Raw genomic sequence first — 15,224 nt, 5'->3', positions numbered from 1 at the left:
CAAGTAAGTCGCAGCGTCGCTCCACGTTTTAGAGCAGGAAAAATAAATCTGCCGCTTTTTCAACCGTCTAACAATCCAACGTTTAGAGATGAATTCGGGTGAGTAGCGATGGCTTACGCGGCGGCATGGTGTTCTCTATTGCCGCTGCTTCAGCATATTTTCAATTTGCCCCACCGAGTCTTGCGTGCGGCGCGCCAGGTTGCGGACTTCGTCAGCCACCACGGCAAAGCCGCGCCCCTGGTCGCCGGCGCGGGCGGCTTCGATGGCGGCGTTGAGCGCGAGGAGGTTGGTTTGTTCGGCGACGCTTTTGATGACGCTGGCGAGTTGCGAGATGTTGGCGTAGGTGTCGCGCATGCCGGCTTGTTCGCGTTCGCGCAGTTCGAGTGCGGAGCGTTCGTCGCTGATGTCGCGTACGGCGCCGATGACGCGGGTGAGCACGCCGGTGGCGTCGTAGACGCAGCGCCCGCGTTCGCGAAACCACAGGTCGCCACGGGTTTTGTGGCGCATGCGGTATTCGTTGACGTACGTCTCGCGGTTGTTGGGAATGGCGAGGTAGTCGTTGGTGACTTGTGTCACCCGTGGCAGGTCATCGGGGTGGATGACGGCCAGAAAACTTTCCCAGTCGTTATGGAAGTCGGCGGGGGTACGGCCGATGAGCAGGCGGAATTGGTCGGACCAGCGAATCATGTTGTCAGCCCGATGGGGGTCCCCATTGTTGACCTGCAGGTCCCAACAGCCTTCGGTCAGCGTGAGCTGCATCATTTCCCAGACGTGCTGTTCGGTGTGTGAGTGGGCCAGTTGCTCGGTCAGTGTCTGCTGTTCGTCAGTGCTACGTTGCAGTTGCCTGTGCATGTCTTCCAACTGGGCGGTGCGTTGCGCAAGTTCCGTTTGCAGCTCGGCGAATTGTGCGGCGCTGCAGGGCGGTGGGGGCGTTTCGCGCAGGTCGCGCCGCAGTGCTTCCACCTGCTGGACGCGTTCGGCCACTTGCGCCAGCACCGGCGAGAGTTCGGGAAATGTGTGGAGTGGGGTGCTAACGCGCTGTCCGGCCAACACCTGCCCGAGTGCCTCCACCATGTGACGCACGAGGGTTTTACGACCGTTGAACAGCCCCATGTCTTACGCTCCTGTGGTCATCCAATCGTAGGTTTCGTTGAGCGAGCGTTCGAAGCGCTCTACCAGCCAGTCGATCTCGTCGGCGCTGATGATTAGCGGTGGGCACAAGGCAATGCTGTCGCCGATACCGCGCACGATCAAACCGTTGGCTTGGGCGCGCTCGGTGAAGTATTTGCCGAGGCGGCCCACCGTGCCGAAGGGCGTTTTGCCGGGTTTATCGCCGACCAGTTCCACCGCCGCGATCAACCCGCAGCCTCGTACCTCGCCCACCAGTGGCGAAGCGCTCAGACGCTGGAGCGCGGCGTGCAGGCGTTGGCCCATGGACGCGGCGTGCTCGATCAACTGGTCTTGTTCAATGATGGTGATATTGGCCAGGGCCACGGCAGCCGCCACCGGATGACCGCTGCCGGTAAAGCCGGTGCCCAGCACGCCTAGCGCGTGGCTTTGGTCGGCGATGGCGCTGTACAGGTGTTCATTGATCAGCACGGCGGCGATGGGCTGGTAGGACGACGACAGCTGCTTGGACAGAATCATGGCGTCGGGGGTGATGCCAAAGGTCTCGCAGCCAAAGCGTTTGCCGGTGCGGCCAAAGCCGCAAATCACTTCGTCGGCGACCATTAACACGTTGTGGCGGCGACACACCTGCTGCACCCGTTCCCAGTACGTCGCCGGCGCCACGATCACGCCGCCGGCGCCCATCACCGGCTCGGCGACAAACGCGGCGATGGTCTCGGGTCCTTCGCGCAGAATCAGGTCTTCAAGCTCATCGGCCAAGCGTGCGGCGAACTGTTCTTCGGTTTCGCCGGGCCGGCCTTGGCGGTAGAAATGTGGGGTGGATACATGGAGGAAACCGGGGAGCGGCAAATCAAAACCCGTGTGCACACTCGACAGCCCGGTCAGGCTGGCGCTCAACGCTGTGACGCCGTGATAGCCGCCCACGCGGCTGATGATTTTCTTGCGCCGGGGCTGGCCGATGGCGTTGTTGCGGTACCAGATCAGTTTGATCAGCACATCGTTGGCTTCGGAGCCTGAGTTGGTGAAGTACACCTTGCTCATTGGCACCGGCGCCAACTCGATTAGGCGTTCGGCCAGCGCAATGCTTGGCGTGTGCGATTTGTGCCCGAACGTGTGGTAGAAGGGCAGCGTTTGCAGTTGCCGGTGGGCCGCATCGACCAAGCGCTGTTCGCTAAAACCCAGGGCCACGCTCCAGAGGCCAGCCATGGCCTCCAGGTAGCGGTTGCCCTTGTCATCAACGACAAACACACCGTCGCCACGCTCGATAATCAACGGCCCTTTCTGCTCGTGCGCCCGCGCATCGGCGTAGGAGTGCAGCTGATAGCGCACGTCTTTTGTGGCGAATGAATCAATCGAGCCTGGCATCAGGTTTCCTTGCCGACAACGCGGGTGAGTCAGTCCAGTTCCAGTACTTTGGCCAGCTCGACGTAGTCCAGGCTCCACAAGGTGCCGCCGCCCAGCTTTTCGTTGTGCTGGGAACGAAAGCCCGTGAGTTGCTGGCCACGCTTGCTCAGGGTGCGCGCCATCTCCAGCGGCACGGCAAATGGATAGGCTTCTTCTGGCACCAGCCAGCCCGGGCAGAACGCCAGGGCGAGGGCGCGGCGCGGACGGTCCGAGATATTGGCGCCGCCGCCATGCACTACCTTGCCGGAGTACAAAAACGCATCGCCTTTTTCCATCACCACCGGAATGGTCGGGGTGTTGTCGATGCGCTCGCGGTCGTTGAAATCCGGCCAGCTCTGGCTGCCGGGAATGATGCGCGTGGCGCCCATTTCTTCGGTGTATTCAGACAGCGCCACCAGGCAGTTGCACATCACTTCCGGCCCCGCTGGGCCCAGGCTGCGAAACACCGGGTAGTTCTCCAGGTCACGGTGCAGGTACTGGAGTTTTTCGGTGGGCTGAATCTCGATGATTTGCGCCGCGTTCATCCAGTAGGCATCGCTGGTTTCCAGCATCATGGTGTCGATGTACGACAGTAGAATCTCGTGGTCGAGCATCTCTTCGCGAAAGGTTTTGCTACGGCGAATTAACTGGGTCACGCGCTTGGTCTTTTTACCGGTGAACTCCTGCATCCATTCCGGGCAGGTGCTGTTGCCCGATGCCCAGTCGGCGACGATGGGGTCCATCTCGGCGTTGAAACGGTCGACCTGGGCGCTGAACAACCCTTTGATAATGACGCCGCCGTCTTCGTCAATGATGCGCTTGACGATGTCTGGCGCAGTGCCCGCGGCAACTTCGCGCAGTTTCAACATCGGTTCGTGGTGAGCTTGGGTCTGGGTGGCGAGCATGATTTTCTCCAGTCGTGTGGGACGCTGAGCACGTTGCGCAACGGCGCAAGGCATGGACCGATAGTAGGACCGGCATGCACGGCCAAACAGGTGGATGCCGGCCATTTATCTGGGCTTTGCCGGTCACCGCAACGATTGGCTAGCGCGCACAGAAGTTTGGCCACCGCGAACCTGTGCGGGTGTTTTCGTCAACGGCACCATCTGCTGAAAAGAACCTTTGCCACCTCTGGTTCCCATTCGGCAGGAGATGTTTATGCGCAGCGATATCAGCTTCAAAACCACTGACGGCCTGACCCTGAAAGGCTGGCTGTATGCCCCCGTAGACGCCACCGCCAAACTTCCTGTAATCGTTATGGCCCACGGTTTTACGGCGGTGAAAGAGCAGTACCTCGACCGCTATGCCGAGGTCTTCGCCGGGCAGGGGTTTGCCGTGCTGGTCTACGACAACCGCAACTTCGGCGCCAGTGAAGGCTTGCCGCGCCAAGAGGCCGACCCGCTGTTGCAGGTGCGCGATTACCGCGACGCCATTACCTACGTCAGCAGCCTGGACAACATCGATGCGGCGCGGGTTGGCGTATGGGGTTCCAGCTACAGCGGCGGCCATGTGCTGCAGGTGGCGGCGTTTGATCGTCGGGTGAAGTGTGTGTCGTCCCAAGTGCCGGCCATCAGCGGTTCGGCCGACGTGCGCATGGCAGTTCGCCCGGATTTGCTGCCCGGCTTGATCGAAGCGTTTGAGGCCGACCGCGCGGCGGTTTACGCAGGCGAGCAGCCGCTGCTCATGGAGGTGGTCGCCGAAGACCCTAAAGCCGATTGCGCGCTGCCGGGCCAAGACTGCTTTGAGTTCTTTACCGAAAGCGGCAATAGCGTCGCGCCGGCGTGGCGCAACGAGGTCACGCTCAAAAGTATCGAGCTGCTAAACGAGTACGAACCGGGATACGCCATCGACCGCATCAGCCCCACGCCGCTGCAGGTGATCGTCGCGCTTAAAGACACCGTCACCGTGCCCGACGCCGCGCTACGCGCCTACGAGAAAGCCCTGCAGCCAAAGAACCTGGTGTTGCTCAACTGCGGCCACTTCGACCCGTACCTGAGCGAGTTCAAGGCTTCCAGCGGCGCCGCGATCGAGTGGTTCAAACGCCACCTGTGATCGGCCTTTTTTAACCTCAACACCGGTCTGCTCGTTTCAAGGAAACCCACTATGTCCGCTGCAAAATGGCCCGAAAACCATAGCCAATCCAAAGCCCTGTATGAACGCGCCAGCAAGGTAATGCCAGGCGGCATTACCCGTATTCTGCCGTGGCAGGAACCGTTTCCGGTTTACGCCGGCAGCGGCTCGGGCGCTTATGTCACCGACGTTGACGGCACCCGTCGCCTCGACTTGCTGAATAACTTCGCCTCGCTGATTCATGGACATGCGCACCCGGCCATCGTGGCGGCCATTCAAGAGCAGGTCACCAAAGGCACGGCATTTACCTTGCCTACGGAGCCGGAAGTGGCGCTAGCCGAAACCATCTGCGCCCGCGCTGAAAGCTTTGAGTGGATTCGCTTTTCCAACTCCGGTTCCGAAGCGGTGATGTGTGCGATCAAAGCGGCACGCGCGCTGACTGGGCGCTCGAAAATCGTTAAATGCGAGGGCGTGTATCACGGCTCGTATGACTACGCAGAAGTCAGCCTCGACTCGTCGCCGGAAAACTGGGGTGATGACCCCAAGTCCATCGGCTATTCCAAGGGCGTGCCGGAAGGCGTGAAGAACGACGTGGTGGTAATTCCGTACAACGACGTGGAAGCGGCCGAGCGGATTATCCTGGCCAACCGCGACGCGATTGCGGCCATTCTGATAGACCCGGCGCCCAGTTATTTTGGCTTTATTCCGGTGACAGAAGAATTCATTGGCATGATCCGTCGCGTGGCAACCGAGATTGGCGCGGTGTTTATTCTTGATGAAGTGATCACCTTTCGGGTGCACGCCGGTGGCGCGCAAACGCGCTTCAACATCAAGCCAGACCTCACCGTGTTGGCCAAGATTATTGGCGGGGGTTTTCCGGTCGGCGCTGTGGCCGGGTTGCGTAAATTCATGCAGGTGTTCGATCACCGCGAGGGCAAGCCGTTGCTGCCCTGGAGCGGTACGTTCACCGCCAACCCGATCACCATGACCGCCGGCAAAATTGCCCTCGATCTGTATACGCAAGCCGACTCCGATCGTATGGATGTGCTGGGCGATCGCCTGCGCGCCGGGGTGACTGAGGCGTTTGCCAACGCGGGTTTTCCCGGCCAGGTCACCGGTTTCTCCTCAATGTTTATGGTGTTTGGTCACCAGCGGGACATTCGTGATTACCGCAGCGGCTACTCCAACAAAGAGGAGACCAAATGGGTGACTCGCCTGCAGCGCAACCTGGTGCTGGAGGGTTACCACATTGCGAAAACCGGCAAGGCGTTCTTGTCGACCGTGATGACCGAAGCGGACGTGGATGGGTTTATCGCGGCCACCGAGCGCGCTGCGCGTCTGGCTGTTAAAGAGGCTGCCGAAGCCTGATTGCCTGGCATTAAAAAAGCGGCGCTGCGAAGGCAGCGCCGCTTTTTTTTGTCTGGGTTTTACTGGGCGGTGTAGGCGCCATCCACGGTCAGCAGCGAGCCGGTCATCCATTGCGCATCTTCGGAGGCCAGGAAGGTGACGGCCTTGGCCACGTCTTCGACGTTGCCAATGCGCGGCCACGGGGTGAGGTTTTCCAGCAGCGTTTTGATCTCTGGATTGTCCAGCTCCTGGCGCACCATGGCGGTGGCAAGAAAGCCTGGGCACACGGCGTTGACGTTGATCTTGTGCGCCGCGAAATCCACTGCCAATTGCCGGGTGAGGTTGTTGACTGCACCTTTGGAGGCGCAGTACGACGCTTCCTGAGCCAAGCCCACCAGGCCGCCAATGGACGAGATATTCACGATCTTGCCGCGGGTGCCAGTGGCGCTCACTTCCTGCTTCATCATCTGGGTGATGGCGAACTTGCAACCCAGCCAGGTGCCCTTGGTGTTCACGTTCATGGTCAGGTCGTAATCGGCTTCAGTTTCTTCAACGATGGTCTTGAGTTCCACTGCCACACCGGCGTTGTTGATCATGATGTCCAGACGACCAAAGCGCTCGACCGCAGCTTGCACAAGCGCTTCCATGTCGGCGTAACGGGAGACGTCGGCTTTGACAAAAATGGCCTCGCCGCCTTTGTCACGAATGAGCTGGTCGGTGTTGATGTGCAGATCGGTTTCAAAACCTTCCGGGCGGGCGCTGCTGGTCAGGTCCGAGCACACCAGGTGGGCTCCTTCGGCGGCCAGAGCCAGCGCAATGGCGCGGCCGTTACCTGAGCTCGAACCGGTGACAATGGCTATTTTATTGTTGAATCGCATAGGGTCGCCTCCATCGGCAAGCAGGGTGTGAGCAGAGGGGTTGGCCCCTCGCTTCGCGTGTCTCGCCGGGGAGTCTAAAAACGCTGCGCGGGCGTTAACAGGTGCAAAAGGGACAGCCGCACACCGCCGAAAAATGGCCGCTGGCAACCTGTTGGATGGGGAATGCAGGGCGGTAGGCTCGGGGTGATTGTTCACACTTTTACCCCTGTGCCGAGACTACAACTCATGTCCCAACCTGCAGCCCATTCCTTGAAACGCGACACCCTGGACACCAAAGATTTGGTGTTGCTGGTACTTGCTGCCGTTGCCCCGATGGGCATCGTGGTGTCCCTTACGACGTTGTCCATTGCCTTGGGCACCGGCGCCGGTACGCCGGGCACCTATATCGTCGCTGCGTTGATCTTTTCAGTGTTTGCCGTGGGCTACCTGAAGATGAGCCAGCGCATCACCAATGCCGGTGCCTTTTATGCCTACATCACTGCCGGCTTTGGCGAGCGGGCAGGGCACATCGCCGCGTGGTTGGCGGTGATGACCTACAACGCGATCACCATCGGCACGTTTGGCAGCTTGTCGTTTTTCAGCAGCCTGGTGCTTAAAGACCTCACCGGCATCGACATCGCCTGGCAGTGGTTCGGGCTGTTGTGGCTGACCGCCACGCTGGTGCTGGGTTACCTGGACGTCGGCGCCAGCGCCAAGGTGCTGGCCGTCGCGCTGCTGCTGGAAGTGCTCAGCCTGTTTGCCTTTGACCTGGCGGTATTGTGGGACAAGGGCTTCCACGGGTTTTCCCTCGAGGTCTTCAACCCGTCGCTGGTGTTGGGCAGTGGCGCGGGGCTGAGTCTGATACTTGGCTTGGGCTCGTTTATCGGCTTTGAGGCGACAGTGATTTATGGCGAGGAAGCACGCAACGCGCGGCGCACGGTGTCGCGGGCGACGTATATCGCCATTGCCTTGATCGCGGTGTTTTACCTCACCACCACCTGGGCGATGGTCTCGGCCGTCGGTGTCGAGCAGGCTAAACAAACGGCTGCCGCCGATCCCGCCTCATTCTTGTTCATCATCAACACCCAATACGTTGGCCCCCTCGCCACCGAGATCATGCAGGTGCTGGTGATCACCAGCCTGTTCGCCGGGTTCCTGGCGTTGCACATGAGTGCGGCGCGCTACCACTTCTCCCTGGCGCGCAGCGGCATCCTGCCGGCGTGGATGGGCAAGACACACCCCAAGCACCACTCGCCCTTCAACGGCACCGTGGTGCAGCTTGCGTTGGTGGCTGGCGTGACGGTGGTGTTTGTCGCCGCCGGTCAGCATCCGTACCTGCAAATGGGCGTGGCGCTGTTTGGCATGGGCGTTTTGGGCATTGTGCTGTTGCAGTGCCTGACCAGCTTTGCGGTGCTGCGTTTTTTTAGCCGCGAGCGCAGAGGAGAGTCGCTGTGGAGTACGGCGGTTGCGCCGTTGTTGGGTGGCGTGAGCATGCTGGTGGCGTTTGTGTTGATGATCGACAACTACGCGGTGATGACCGGCAGTGATCAGTGGTGGGTCAACCACCTGCCGCTCGTGTTTCTACTGGCGCCCGTGTTGGGGCTGGTGAGGTCGGTGGCGTTGGGTAAACCGCAGGCTGTGCAGCCGTAAGGGAAAACGGGCGGTGGCACTAAACGCCATCGCCCGCCGTGGGATTAACGCGGCGCTGTAAACCGGCTGGCAATAAAATGCGCCGCCTGGGTGAGCAGCGTACGCCCGGTTTCGATTTTGCCGGCGCTGGTAAGCACGCCATGGGCATGGCGGGGCAAATGGTGATGCATCACTACGGTTCCGGCGCCTGCCGCTGCAGCCGCATAGGCAATGCCTTCGTCGGCCAGCGGATCGTGGCCGACGGTGAGGATAAACAGGTCCGGTTGCGTGCGGCCCTCGGCGTGGAGCAGGGGCGATAGGCGCGCATCGCTGAGGTCCTGGCCCGGCACCACATATTGCTCGCGGAACCAGTACATGGACGCCGCCGTCAGCGCAAAGCCTTCGGTGAAGCGCTGGTAGGAGCGGTGGCTGGCAGTCAGGTCGGTGACTGGGTAGAACAGCACCTGCGCGGTGAAGCGCAGGCCGTCGACCTGATACTCCGGGTGATTGGCCAGCACCGTGGCCATGTTGCCGCCGGCGCTGTCGCCGGCAATCACCGCGTTGTTCAGGTCCACCTGCAGGTCGAGGGCGTTGTCGCGAATAAAGTGGATGGCTGCCAGGCAATCGTCAAGCGGCAACGGAAACCGATGTTCCGGTGCCAGGCGATAGTCGACCGCCACCACACTCGCGCCCGACTGATTGGCCAGGCTGCGACACAGGCTGTCGTGGCTATCCAGATTGCCGATCACCCAGCCGCCGCCATGGATAAACACCACCAGTGGCGTAACGCTGTCGGGATGGCTGCCCAGTGGCCGGTACACGCGCACGTTCGCCGTGCCGTCTGCCACCGGGAATTCCAGCGTACGCACCGCCGCCACATCCTGCGCAGCAACGCCATTGGCTGCGCAGGCCTTAAGGTAACTGGCGCGCGCATCGGCCAGCGGCACATCTTGAAAGGACACGGCGCCGTTAGCGCGAAACGCCCGGACCAGGGCCACCGCGTCAGCTGCGACCTGGTCCAGTGCGATGGCTTCTGTCATGAGGTGACCTCGGCGCGTTCGCTGACGCGCAGCAGATGGTAGTCGTCGGCGTGCCAGTGGTTGGCCAGGGCGCGGTATTCCTCCACCGTGCCCGACCAATTGTTGATCACTTTGCCTGCGGCATTCTTGTACCAGCTTGAGCAGTCAGAAGAAAACGCCGAGGACTGCATATTGGCTTGCAATGCATCGTTGTAGGCGTTGAAAGCATCGTCGCGAACGTCAGCCGCCTGACCGTCCAGGTGTTGCACCGCCTCGATGATGTAACGTTGCTGGATCTCCAGCATCGTGATGATTGAGTTGTGGTTCAGGTTGGTATTTGGGCCGTAGATCATGAACATGTTGGGAAAGCCCGGAACCGTCATACCCAGGTAGGCTTCGGCGCCGCTCTGCCAGCGTTCATGCAGGGTGCGGCCTTTGCGGCCGATCACTTCCAGGTCGCCCTGGAAGGCCTGGCTTTCAAAGCCGGTGCCGAAAATCACCACGTCGAATTCATGCAAGGCGCCGTTTTTGTCGACGATGCCCTCGGGCACAAAATGGTCGACGGCCGTTGTTTCCAGGCTGACGTTGCTGCGTGTCAGCGCCGGGTAGTAATCGTCGGAGCGCAAAATGCGTTTGCAGGCGAACTCATAGTCGGGCGTCAGTTTGGCGCGCAAGGTGAGATCGGGCACCTGGCCGGCCAAATGGGCGCTGGCCAATTTGATGCCTTCTTGTTGCGCATCGGTGCCGTGGCGGGTGCGGGCAAAACCGTTTTCGCGGAACGCATGCAGGTCGCGGCGGCTTTCGTGGAACAGCTCGGGTTGCGCGCTGTAGGCATCGAGTTGCTGCTGCGAAAACACCATTTGGTTGCGCGGCATAATCCAGTTTGCGCTGCGTTGGAACACGGTCAGGTGGGCAGCCTCTTTGGCTACTTCCGGCACGTACTGCACGGCACTGGCTGCGGCGCCGATGCTGGCCACTTTTTTCCCCGCCAGTTGCGCGTCGGCAGGCCATTGCGCGGAGTGGAAATACTGGCCGGCAAAGTTATCCAGCCCTTTAAAGGCGGGGATGGCGGGTTTGTTCAACTGACCCCAGGCCGGCACAAAAAATCGCCCCTGCAAACGCGCGCCATCGGCCAGTTCGAAGGCCCAGTGCTGGGCGGTTTCATCCCAGCGTGCCTGGGTCAGTTCGCTGCCCAGCTTAATGTGAGGCATCAGGGCGTAGTGCTCGGCGAGGGTGTCCATGTAGCGCAGCAGCTCGTCGCGGTCGGCGTACATTTTGCTCACCCGCAGGTGTGGGTAAAAGCTGTAGCAGTACAGGTGCGATTCGGTGTCGCATGCAGCGCCCGGGTAGGCGTTGTCGCGCCAGACACCGCCGATGCGGTTGCCCCGTTCAAGAATGATGAAGTTATCGATGCCCTGCATTTTCAGCTGTGCGGCCATGCCGAGGCCGCCAAAGCCGGCGCCCAGAATAACGATGTCGTAAGACGATTTTGCGGTGTGCAACATGAGCGGTTTCCTCGGAGTAGACGCGTGGGCGGCTGGATTAAAAGGCTTTTTTGTAGAGGGCCAAGGCATCGGCCTCGCGCACGTCCACCGGGTTATTCATCAGCAGGCGCTCCTGCTTCATGGCGTCGCGGGCGAGCAGCGCCAGGCTGTCCTCGGTCACCTTGACGTCGCGCAGGCGACGCGGTGCGCCGGAGCGGTTCATCAGGTCTTCCATAAACTCGACAAACCGGGAGGCGCGGTGGGTGACCGTGGCGGTGCTGGCGCCCAGCAACACGTCCGCGAGCTCGGCATACAGCGGCGCCGCCGCCGCGAGGTTGAAGCGCTACACCGGCCCTAACATCAGCGCATTGGAGAGGCCGTGGGGGATGTGGTAGTGGCCGCCCAACGGGTAGGCCAAGGCATGCACGGCCGCCACCGGCGCGTTGGCAAATGCCTGGCCGGCGAGGGTGGCGCCGAGCAACATGGCCTCTCTGGCCAGCCGGTTTTTGCCGTCCTCGCAGGCCGCGATCAGGTTGCCGGCCAGCAGGCGCAACGCTTCGCGGGCCAGCGCGTCGGAGAGCGGGTTTTTCCGGTGGCGACTGGTGTACGCCTCAATGGCGTGAACCATGGCGTCGATGCCCGTCGCGGCGGTAATCAGCGGCGGTAAGCCGAGCGTCAGCTCAGCATCAAGGATGACTTTGTCGGCATACAACTGCTGGGCCACGACGCCCATTTTGGTGGTTTCGCCGGTGGTCAAAATGGTGATGTTGGTGACTTCCGAACCGGTGCCGGCGGTGGTCGGGATTTGCACCAGCGGCAGGCGACTGCCCTTTACCTTGCCGATGCCGTAGAGGTCGGCCAACTGCTGGTTGGAGGGGATCAGTACGGCAGCCAGTTTGGCGATGTCCATGGACGAACCGCCGCCCAGACCCAGCACCACATCCACCCCGGCAGCGCGGGCTTGGCCCACGCAGTCGTGAAGTACGGATTCCGGTGGGTCGGCGACCACATCGTCAAACACGCTGAGGGTAAAACCAGCTTCCAATAGGGAGGCTTTGGCGTTGTCCAGCAGCCCGCCAGTGTGGAGGAATTTGTCGGTGACAATCAGCAGGCTGCGCGACTCGGTCCAGTTGCCCAGAATGTCGCCGAGGCGCCGTGCGGCGCCCCATTCAGCGACCAGCGAGCCAACGGTATCGAAGGTGAAAGCTTTGAAAATGCTCATAGGCGTGGTTCCAGTACGGGCGTAGAAGAGGGCGTCATACCGAGTAGCGCGACAGGGTTTCGCCGCCGTCGATGCGCACCAGGTCGCCGTGGATATAGCTGGAGCGTTCGGACGCCAGAAACACCGCCAAGTCAGCGACGTCGTCAATCTCGCCCCAGCGCTTGAGGGGAATGGTCTCGGCGAAGTCATCGACGTAGCCGGGTTGTTCCATCAGGGCGCGGGTAAGGGCGGTCTTGGCGTAGGTGGGGCAGATACCGTTAACCCGGATGCCCACGTGGCCGTATTCGATGGCCAGGCAGCGCGTCAGGTTGGCTTGCGCCGCTTTGGAAATGTTGTAAACCGACTGCCACGGGTGGCCGCCCAAGCCCGCCGTGGACACCAGTTTGATGATGTTGCCGCCGCCGCCTTGGCTGAGGAACGCGTTGATCGCCGCCTGGGCGCCAAAGAAGCTGCCTTTGACGTTGACGTTTAAGCACAGGTCCAACTCTTCTTCGCTGAAGTCATGGATCAGCTTGCCGTCGCGGTACACGCCGGCGTTGTTGATCATGATGTCGAGGCGCCCGAACTGCTCGGTGGCAGCGCCTACCAGGGTGGTCAGGTCGTCACGGCGGGTGACGTCACAGCGCTGAAAAATCGCCTGGCCGCCACGTTTATTAATCAGTTGCGCGGTGGTGAGTTCGGGTTCGTCGTCGAAGCCTTTTGGGTTGCTGGCTTCGCTGATATCGCCAATGACCAAGTGCGCGCCTTCGGCGGCCAGTTTTATCGCAATGCCGCGGCCAAGGCCGGTGCTGGCGCCGGTGATAACCACGACTTTGCCCGCCAGTTTCATGTCCATCAATGAGGTCCTTATAGGGAGTGGTAGCTGCCACCGCGCTGTGGCAGCGGGTGTGGGTGGGGCTTCAGCCGACTGCTGCCATGCCGCGCTCGGCCCACTGGGCGGGCGCTTGCAGCGGCTGGACGACAGTGTTGTTGCCATGGCCGTAGCGCGATGCATGGTTGCCGCCGTTGTTAAGCACCCGGTATTCGCGCGGAGAGCGCCCGGTCCAGCGTTTGAAGGCATGGCGAAAGTTGGCGGCGTCGCTGTAGTTCAACTGTTCGGAGATGGCCTCGGTGGTCATCGGCGTGTTGAGCAAATAGCGAATTGCCAGCTTCTTGCGCACTTCCACCAACAGGGCGTTGTAGGAGGTGCCCAGCGCATCCAGACGGCGGCGCAGCGTGCGCGGCGACAGGTGCAGGCGATCAGCAATATCCGAGAGCGAGGCGATGCAGTGGCCGGAGCCCAGCAGCAAATTCTGCACTTGGTAACTGAGGTCGTATTTCTGGATGACCTCGCGCAGCTGCGCCTGGCAAGTGGCCTTGCAGCTGGCGTGGGTGATGCTGTTGGCTTGCGCCAACTTGGCGTCCAGCCACTGCCCGGCGAACCGGATGGCGGTGCGGGTGCAGTTAAAGCGCACGTCCAGGCCCAGGCTTTGCCGAACCAGCGCTTGTTCTTCGGGCGTGGCGTCGATGGCCAAGTCAATACCCTGGCAGGTGAAACCGAGCCCGAGAATGTCTTGCAGCAGGGTGATGAGTTTGGAAATTTCCAGGTAACACCAGAATCCTTCCTGGCCTCTGCTAAGCCCGTACCGGTCGCTGAGCTCCAGGCGAGCGCTGTCGCCTTCCTCATTGATGTGCAGGCCCAGTTTGAAGTTCATCAGCAGGCTAAATTGCGCGGCGACCGTCAGCGCTTCGCGCAACGTAGCGCTGCTCAACAGGGCGAAACCCACAATGCCGTAGGAGGTCAGGTGCAGGCGTTTGCCCACCTCCAGGCCCAGCAACGGGTTGTCGCTGCATTGGTGGAACGCCGCGTGAATATGCGCGTGCTGGTTGAGCGAGATTCGGCTCTGGGGGTTATACAGATCAGCGAGGGTCAGGTCCCCGGCTGCCAGGCAGTGGCTGAGCTGTTGCTCGCCGCAGCTGGTGACGGTGATGGCGGCGAGAATCTCGGCCGTCGAGAAAATCTTGTCGTCGCAGGTAATCGGTGTTGTGTCGATCAGTCCCATCATGCAGCCCTCACAGCGATACTCACGCAACTGGACCGCGCAACACGGCGCGATCGAAAGGAGATATCCGCGTCGAATCTAGTGCGTCGTTTGTTTGGGGTACGTAACGCACGGCAGAGTCAACGCATTGGCTTGGGCAGGCCGGGGAGGTGCTGATAGCGGTAAGGCAACGCAGGTGTTCGGGGTCTTGGACCTCATTTTTATATCTCCTGACCTTGCGGGCCCAGCAGGCGGTGCCCTGTTTTTTGTTGGTCTATCAGGTAGGAATTGCACGTTCACGCAGGACCTGGAAAACCCGATTCGGATAACTAGGTCGTGCGACCGATTAAATAGGGTCGATTGACCTAGGTCAAGTAACCGACTGGCGTTTTCCATAAAAAAACTCACCGTTGGGGTGAGTTTTTTATGCGCGGTACGCGGCGATTACTGCAGCCTGGCTGCACTTGCCAGAGACGGTCGGGTGGACGGTGTGGGGTGCGGTTCCAGTGTGGCGCCGCAGTCGTTGCCCAAGTAAGTCAGTGCCGCGCCCAGGCTGCGGCACAGCGGTTCAAGCCGCTCGTATACGCGCTGCGGACCGGCGCAGAGCAGTTCGCAGTCGTCCTGGCCGATCTGCTCAGCGTGGCCGCTTAGGGTGATTTCCAGGTAATCGATGTGTTCGCTGCGCGCCCATTCGGCCATCGAACGGGCCGAGGAAGCCGGCCGGGTTTGCGCGGTGTTAAAGCTGATGAGTGTTTTTCCGTGCAGGCCAAACGTGGTTTCCGGGCTGCAAAGCCGCGCGTTCATCAGCAGTTGGTCGGGAAAGCAGGTGATCAACACATCACTGCTTTCAACGGCCTGTTCGAGGTTGCGCAGCAAGGTAAAGCCGTCGCAAGGCGGCACCAGGTTGTGGCGCAACGGGTCGAGCCCGGCCACGGCAAAACCCTGTTTCGCCAAGGCGCGGGCGATGCTGCTGCCATAGGTGTCCAGGCCAATAATGGCGATGCGTTGCGCGTGAAGCGCAAGGAGTGCAGAGGTCATGATCTAGCGCTCTGTGGTTAGACGAT

General features: G+C 61.1%; 11 protein-coding genes and 3 pseudogenes. 3 read left to right on the top strand and 11 right to left on the bottom strand.

Annotated features, from left to right (window positions below; translation table 11 throughout):
* Window positions 1–150: 150 nt before the first annotated feature.
* The 4 genes and pseudogenes from PKE98_RS21175 to PKE98_RS21160 form a co-directional block, all read right to left on the bottom strand.
* A pseudogene (locus PKE98_RS21175) lies at window positions 151–438 on the bottom strand (methyl-accepting chemotaxis protein); the annotation flags it as partial.
* A pseudogene (locus tag PKE98_RS21170) lies at window positions 427–687 on the bottom strand (PAS domain-containing protein); the annotation flags it as partial. The pseudogenes PKE98_RS21170 and PKE98_RS21175, both read right to left, overlap by 12 nt.
* 429 nt (window positions 688–1,116) lie before the next feature.
* Window positions 1,117–2,493, bottom strand: a complete 1,377-nt coding sequence (locus tag PKE98_RS21165) for an aspartate aminotransferase family protein (RefSeq protein ID WP_271197379.1) — start codon at window positions 2,491–2,493, stop codon at window positions 1,117–1,119.
* Between the two features lie 29 nt (window positions 2,494–2,522).
* Entirely contained in the window at window positions 2,523–3,416 is an 894-nt protein-coding gene (locus PKE98_RS21160; protein ID WP_271197378.1) for a phytanoyl-CoA dioxygenase family protein, read from the bottom strand.
* Window positions 3,417–3,669: 253 nt separating this feature from the next.
* On the opposite strand from PKE98_RS21160, the gene PKE98_RS21155 reads away from it, so the two are divergent.
* Entirely contained in the window at window positions 3,670–4,563 is an 894-nt protein-coding gene (locus PKE98_RS21155; RefSeq protein WP_271197377.1) for an alpha/beta hydrolase, read from the top strand.
* 51 nt (window positions 4,564–4,614) lie between these two features.
* Window positions 4,615–5,949: an aspartate aminotransferase family protein gene (locus PKE98_RS21150; RefSeq protein WP_271197376.1), complete on the top strand. Its 1,335-nt coding sequence runs from the start codon at window positions 4,615–4,617 to the stop codon at window positions 5,947–5,949.
* A gap of 59 nt (window positions 5,950–6,008) precedes the next feature.
* Here PKE98_RS21150 and PKE98_RS21145 read toward each other — a convergent pair whose 3' ends face one another.
* Window positions 6,009–6,806, bottom strand: coding sequence for an SDR family NAD(P)-dependent oxidoreductase (locus tag PKE98_RS21145; RefSeq protein ID WP_271197375.1), 798 nt, complete (start codon window positions 6,804–6,806; stop codon window positions 6,009–6,011).
* 225 nt (window positions 6,807–7,031) lie between these two features.
* Between PKE98_RS21145 and PKE98_RS21140 the strand changes: the two genes are divergently transcribed.
* On the top strand, window positions 7,032–8,435 hold the full coding sequence (locus PKE98_RS21140) for an APC family permease (RefSeq protein ID WP_271197374.1): 1,404 nt from the start codon (window positions 7,032–7,034) through the stop codon (window positions 8,433–8,435).
* Window positions 8,436–8,479: 44 nt separating this feature from the next.
* On the opposite strand, the gene PKE98_RS21135 is transcribed toward PKE98_RS21140, so the two are convergent.
* The 6 genes and pseudogenes from PKE98_RS21135 to PKE98_RS21110 all read right to left on the bottom strand — a co-directional run bounded on the left by PKE98_RS21135 (window position 8,480) and on the right by PKE98_RS21110 (window position 15,198).
* Entirely contained in the window at window positions 8,480–9,454 is a 975-nt protein-coding gene (locus PKE98_RS21135; protein ID WP_271197373.1) for an alpha/beta hydrolase, read from the bottom strand.
* Entirely contained in the window at window positions 9,451–10,938 is a 1,488-nt protein-coding gene (locus PKE98_RS21130; protein ID WP_271197372.1) for a flavin-containing monooxygenase, read from the bottom strand. The genes PKE98_RS21135 and PKE98_RS21130 overlap by 4 nt, the downstream gene beginning before the upstream one ends.
* A 37-nt stretch (window positions 10,939–10,975) precedes the next feature.
* A pseudogene (locus PKE98_RS21125) lies at window positions 10,976–12,139 on the bottom strand (iron-containing alcohol dehydrogenase).
* 34 nt (window positions 12,140–12,173) lie between these two features.
* Complete coding sequence (locus PKE98_RS21120; RefSeq protein WP_271197371.1) at window positions 12,174–12,974, bottom strand: SDR family NAD(P)-dependent oxidoreductase; 801 nt, start codon at window positions 12,972–12,974, stop codon at window positions 12,174–12,176.
* A gap of 64 nt (window positions 12,975–13,038) precedes the next feature.
* Window positions 13,039–14,184: an AraC family transcriptional regulator gene (locus tag PKE98_RS21115; protein WP_271197370.1), complete on the bottom strand. Its 1,146-nt coding sequence runs from the start codon at window positions 14,182–14,184 to the stop codon at window positions 13,039–13,041.
* A 420-nt stretch (window positions 14,185–14,604) separates the two neighbouring features.
* Entirely contained in the window at window positions 14,605–15,198 is a 594-nt protein-coding gene (locus PKE98_RS21110; RefSeq protein WP_271197369.1) for an NAD(P)-binding domain-containing protein, read from the bottom strand.
* Window positions 15,199–15,224: the final 26 nt, after the last annotated feature.

The sequence above is a fragment of the Pseudomonas turukhanskensis genome, assembly GCF_027922365.1.
GTDB classification, from domain to species: Bacteria; Pseudomonadota; Gammaproteobacteria; order Pseudomonadales; family Pseudomonadaceae; genus Aquipseudomonas; species Aquipseudomonas turukhanskensis.
Note: the sequence above shows the minus strand (reverse complement) of the source record. Positions and strands in the feature narration are given on the sequence as shown.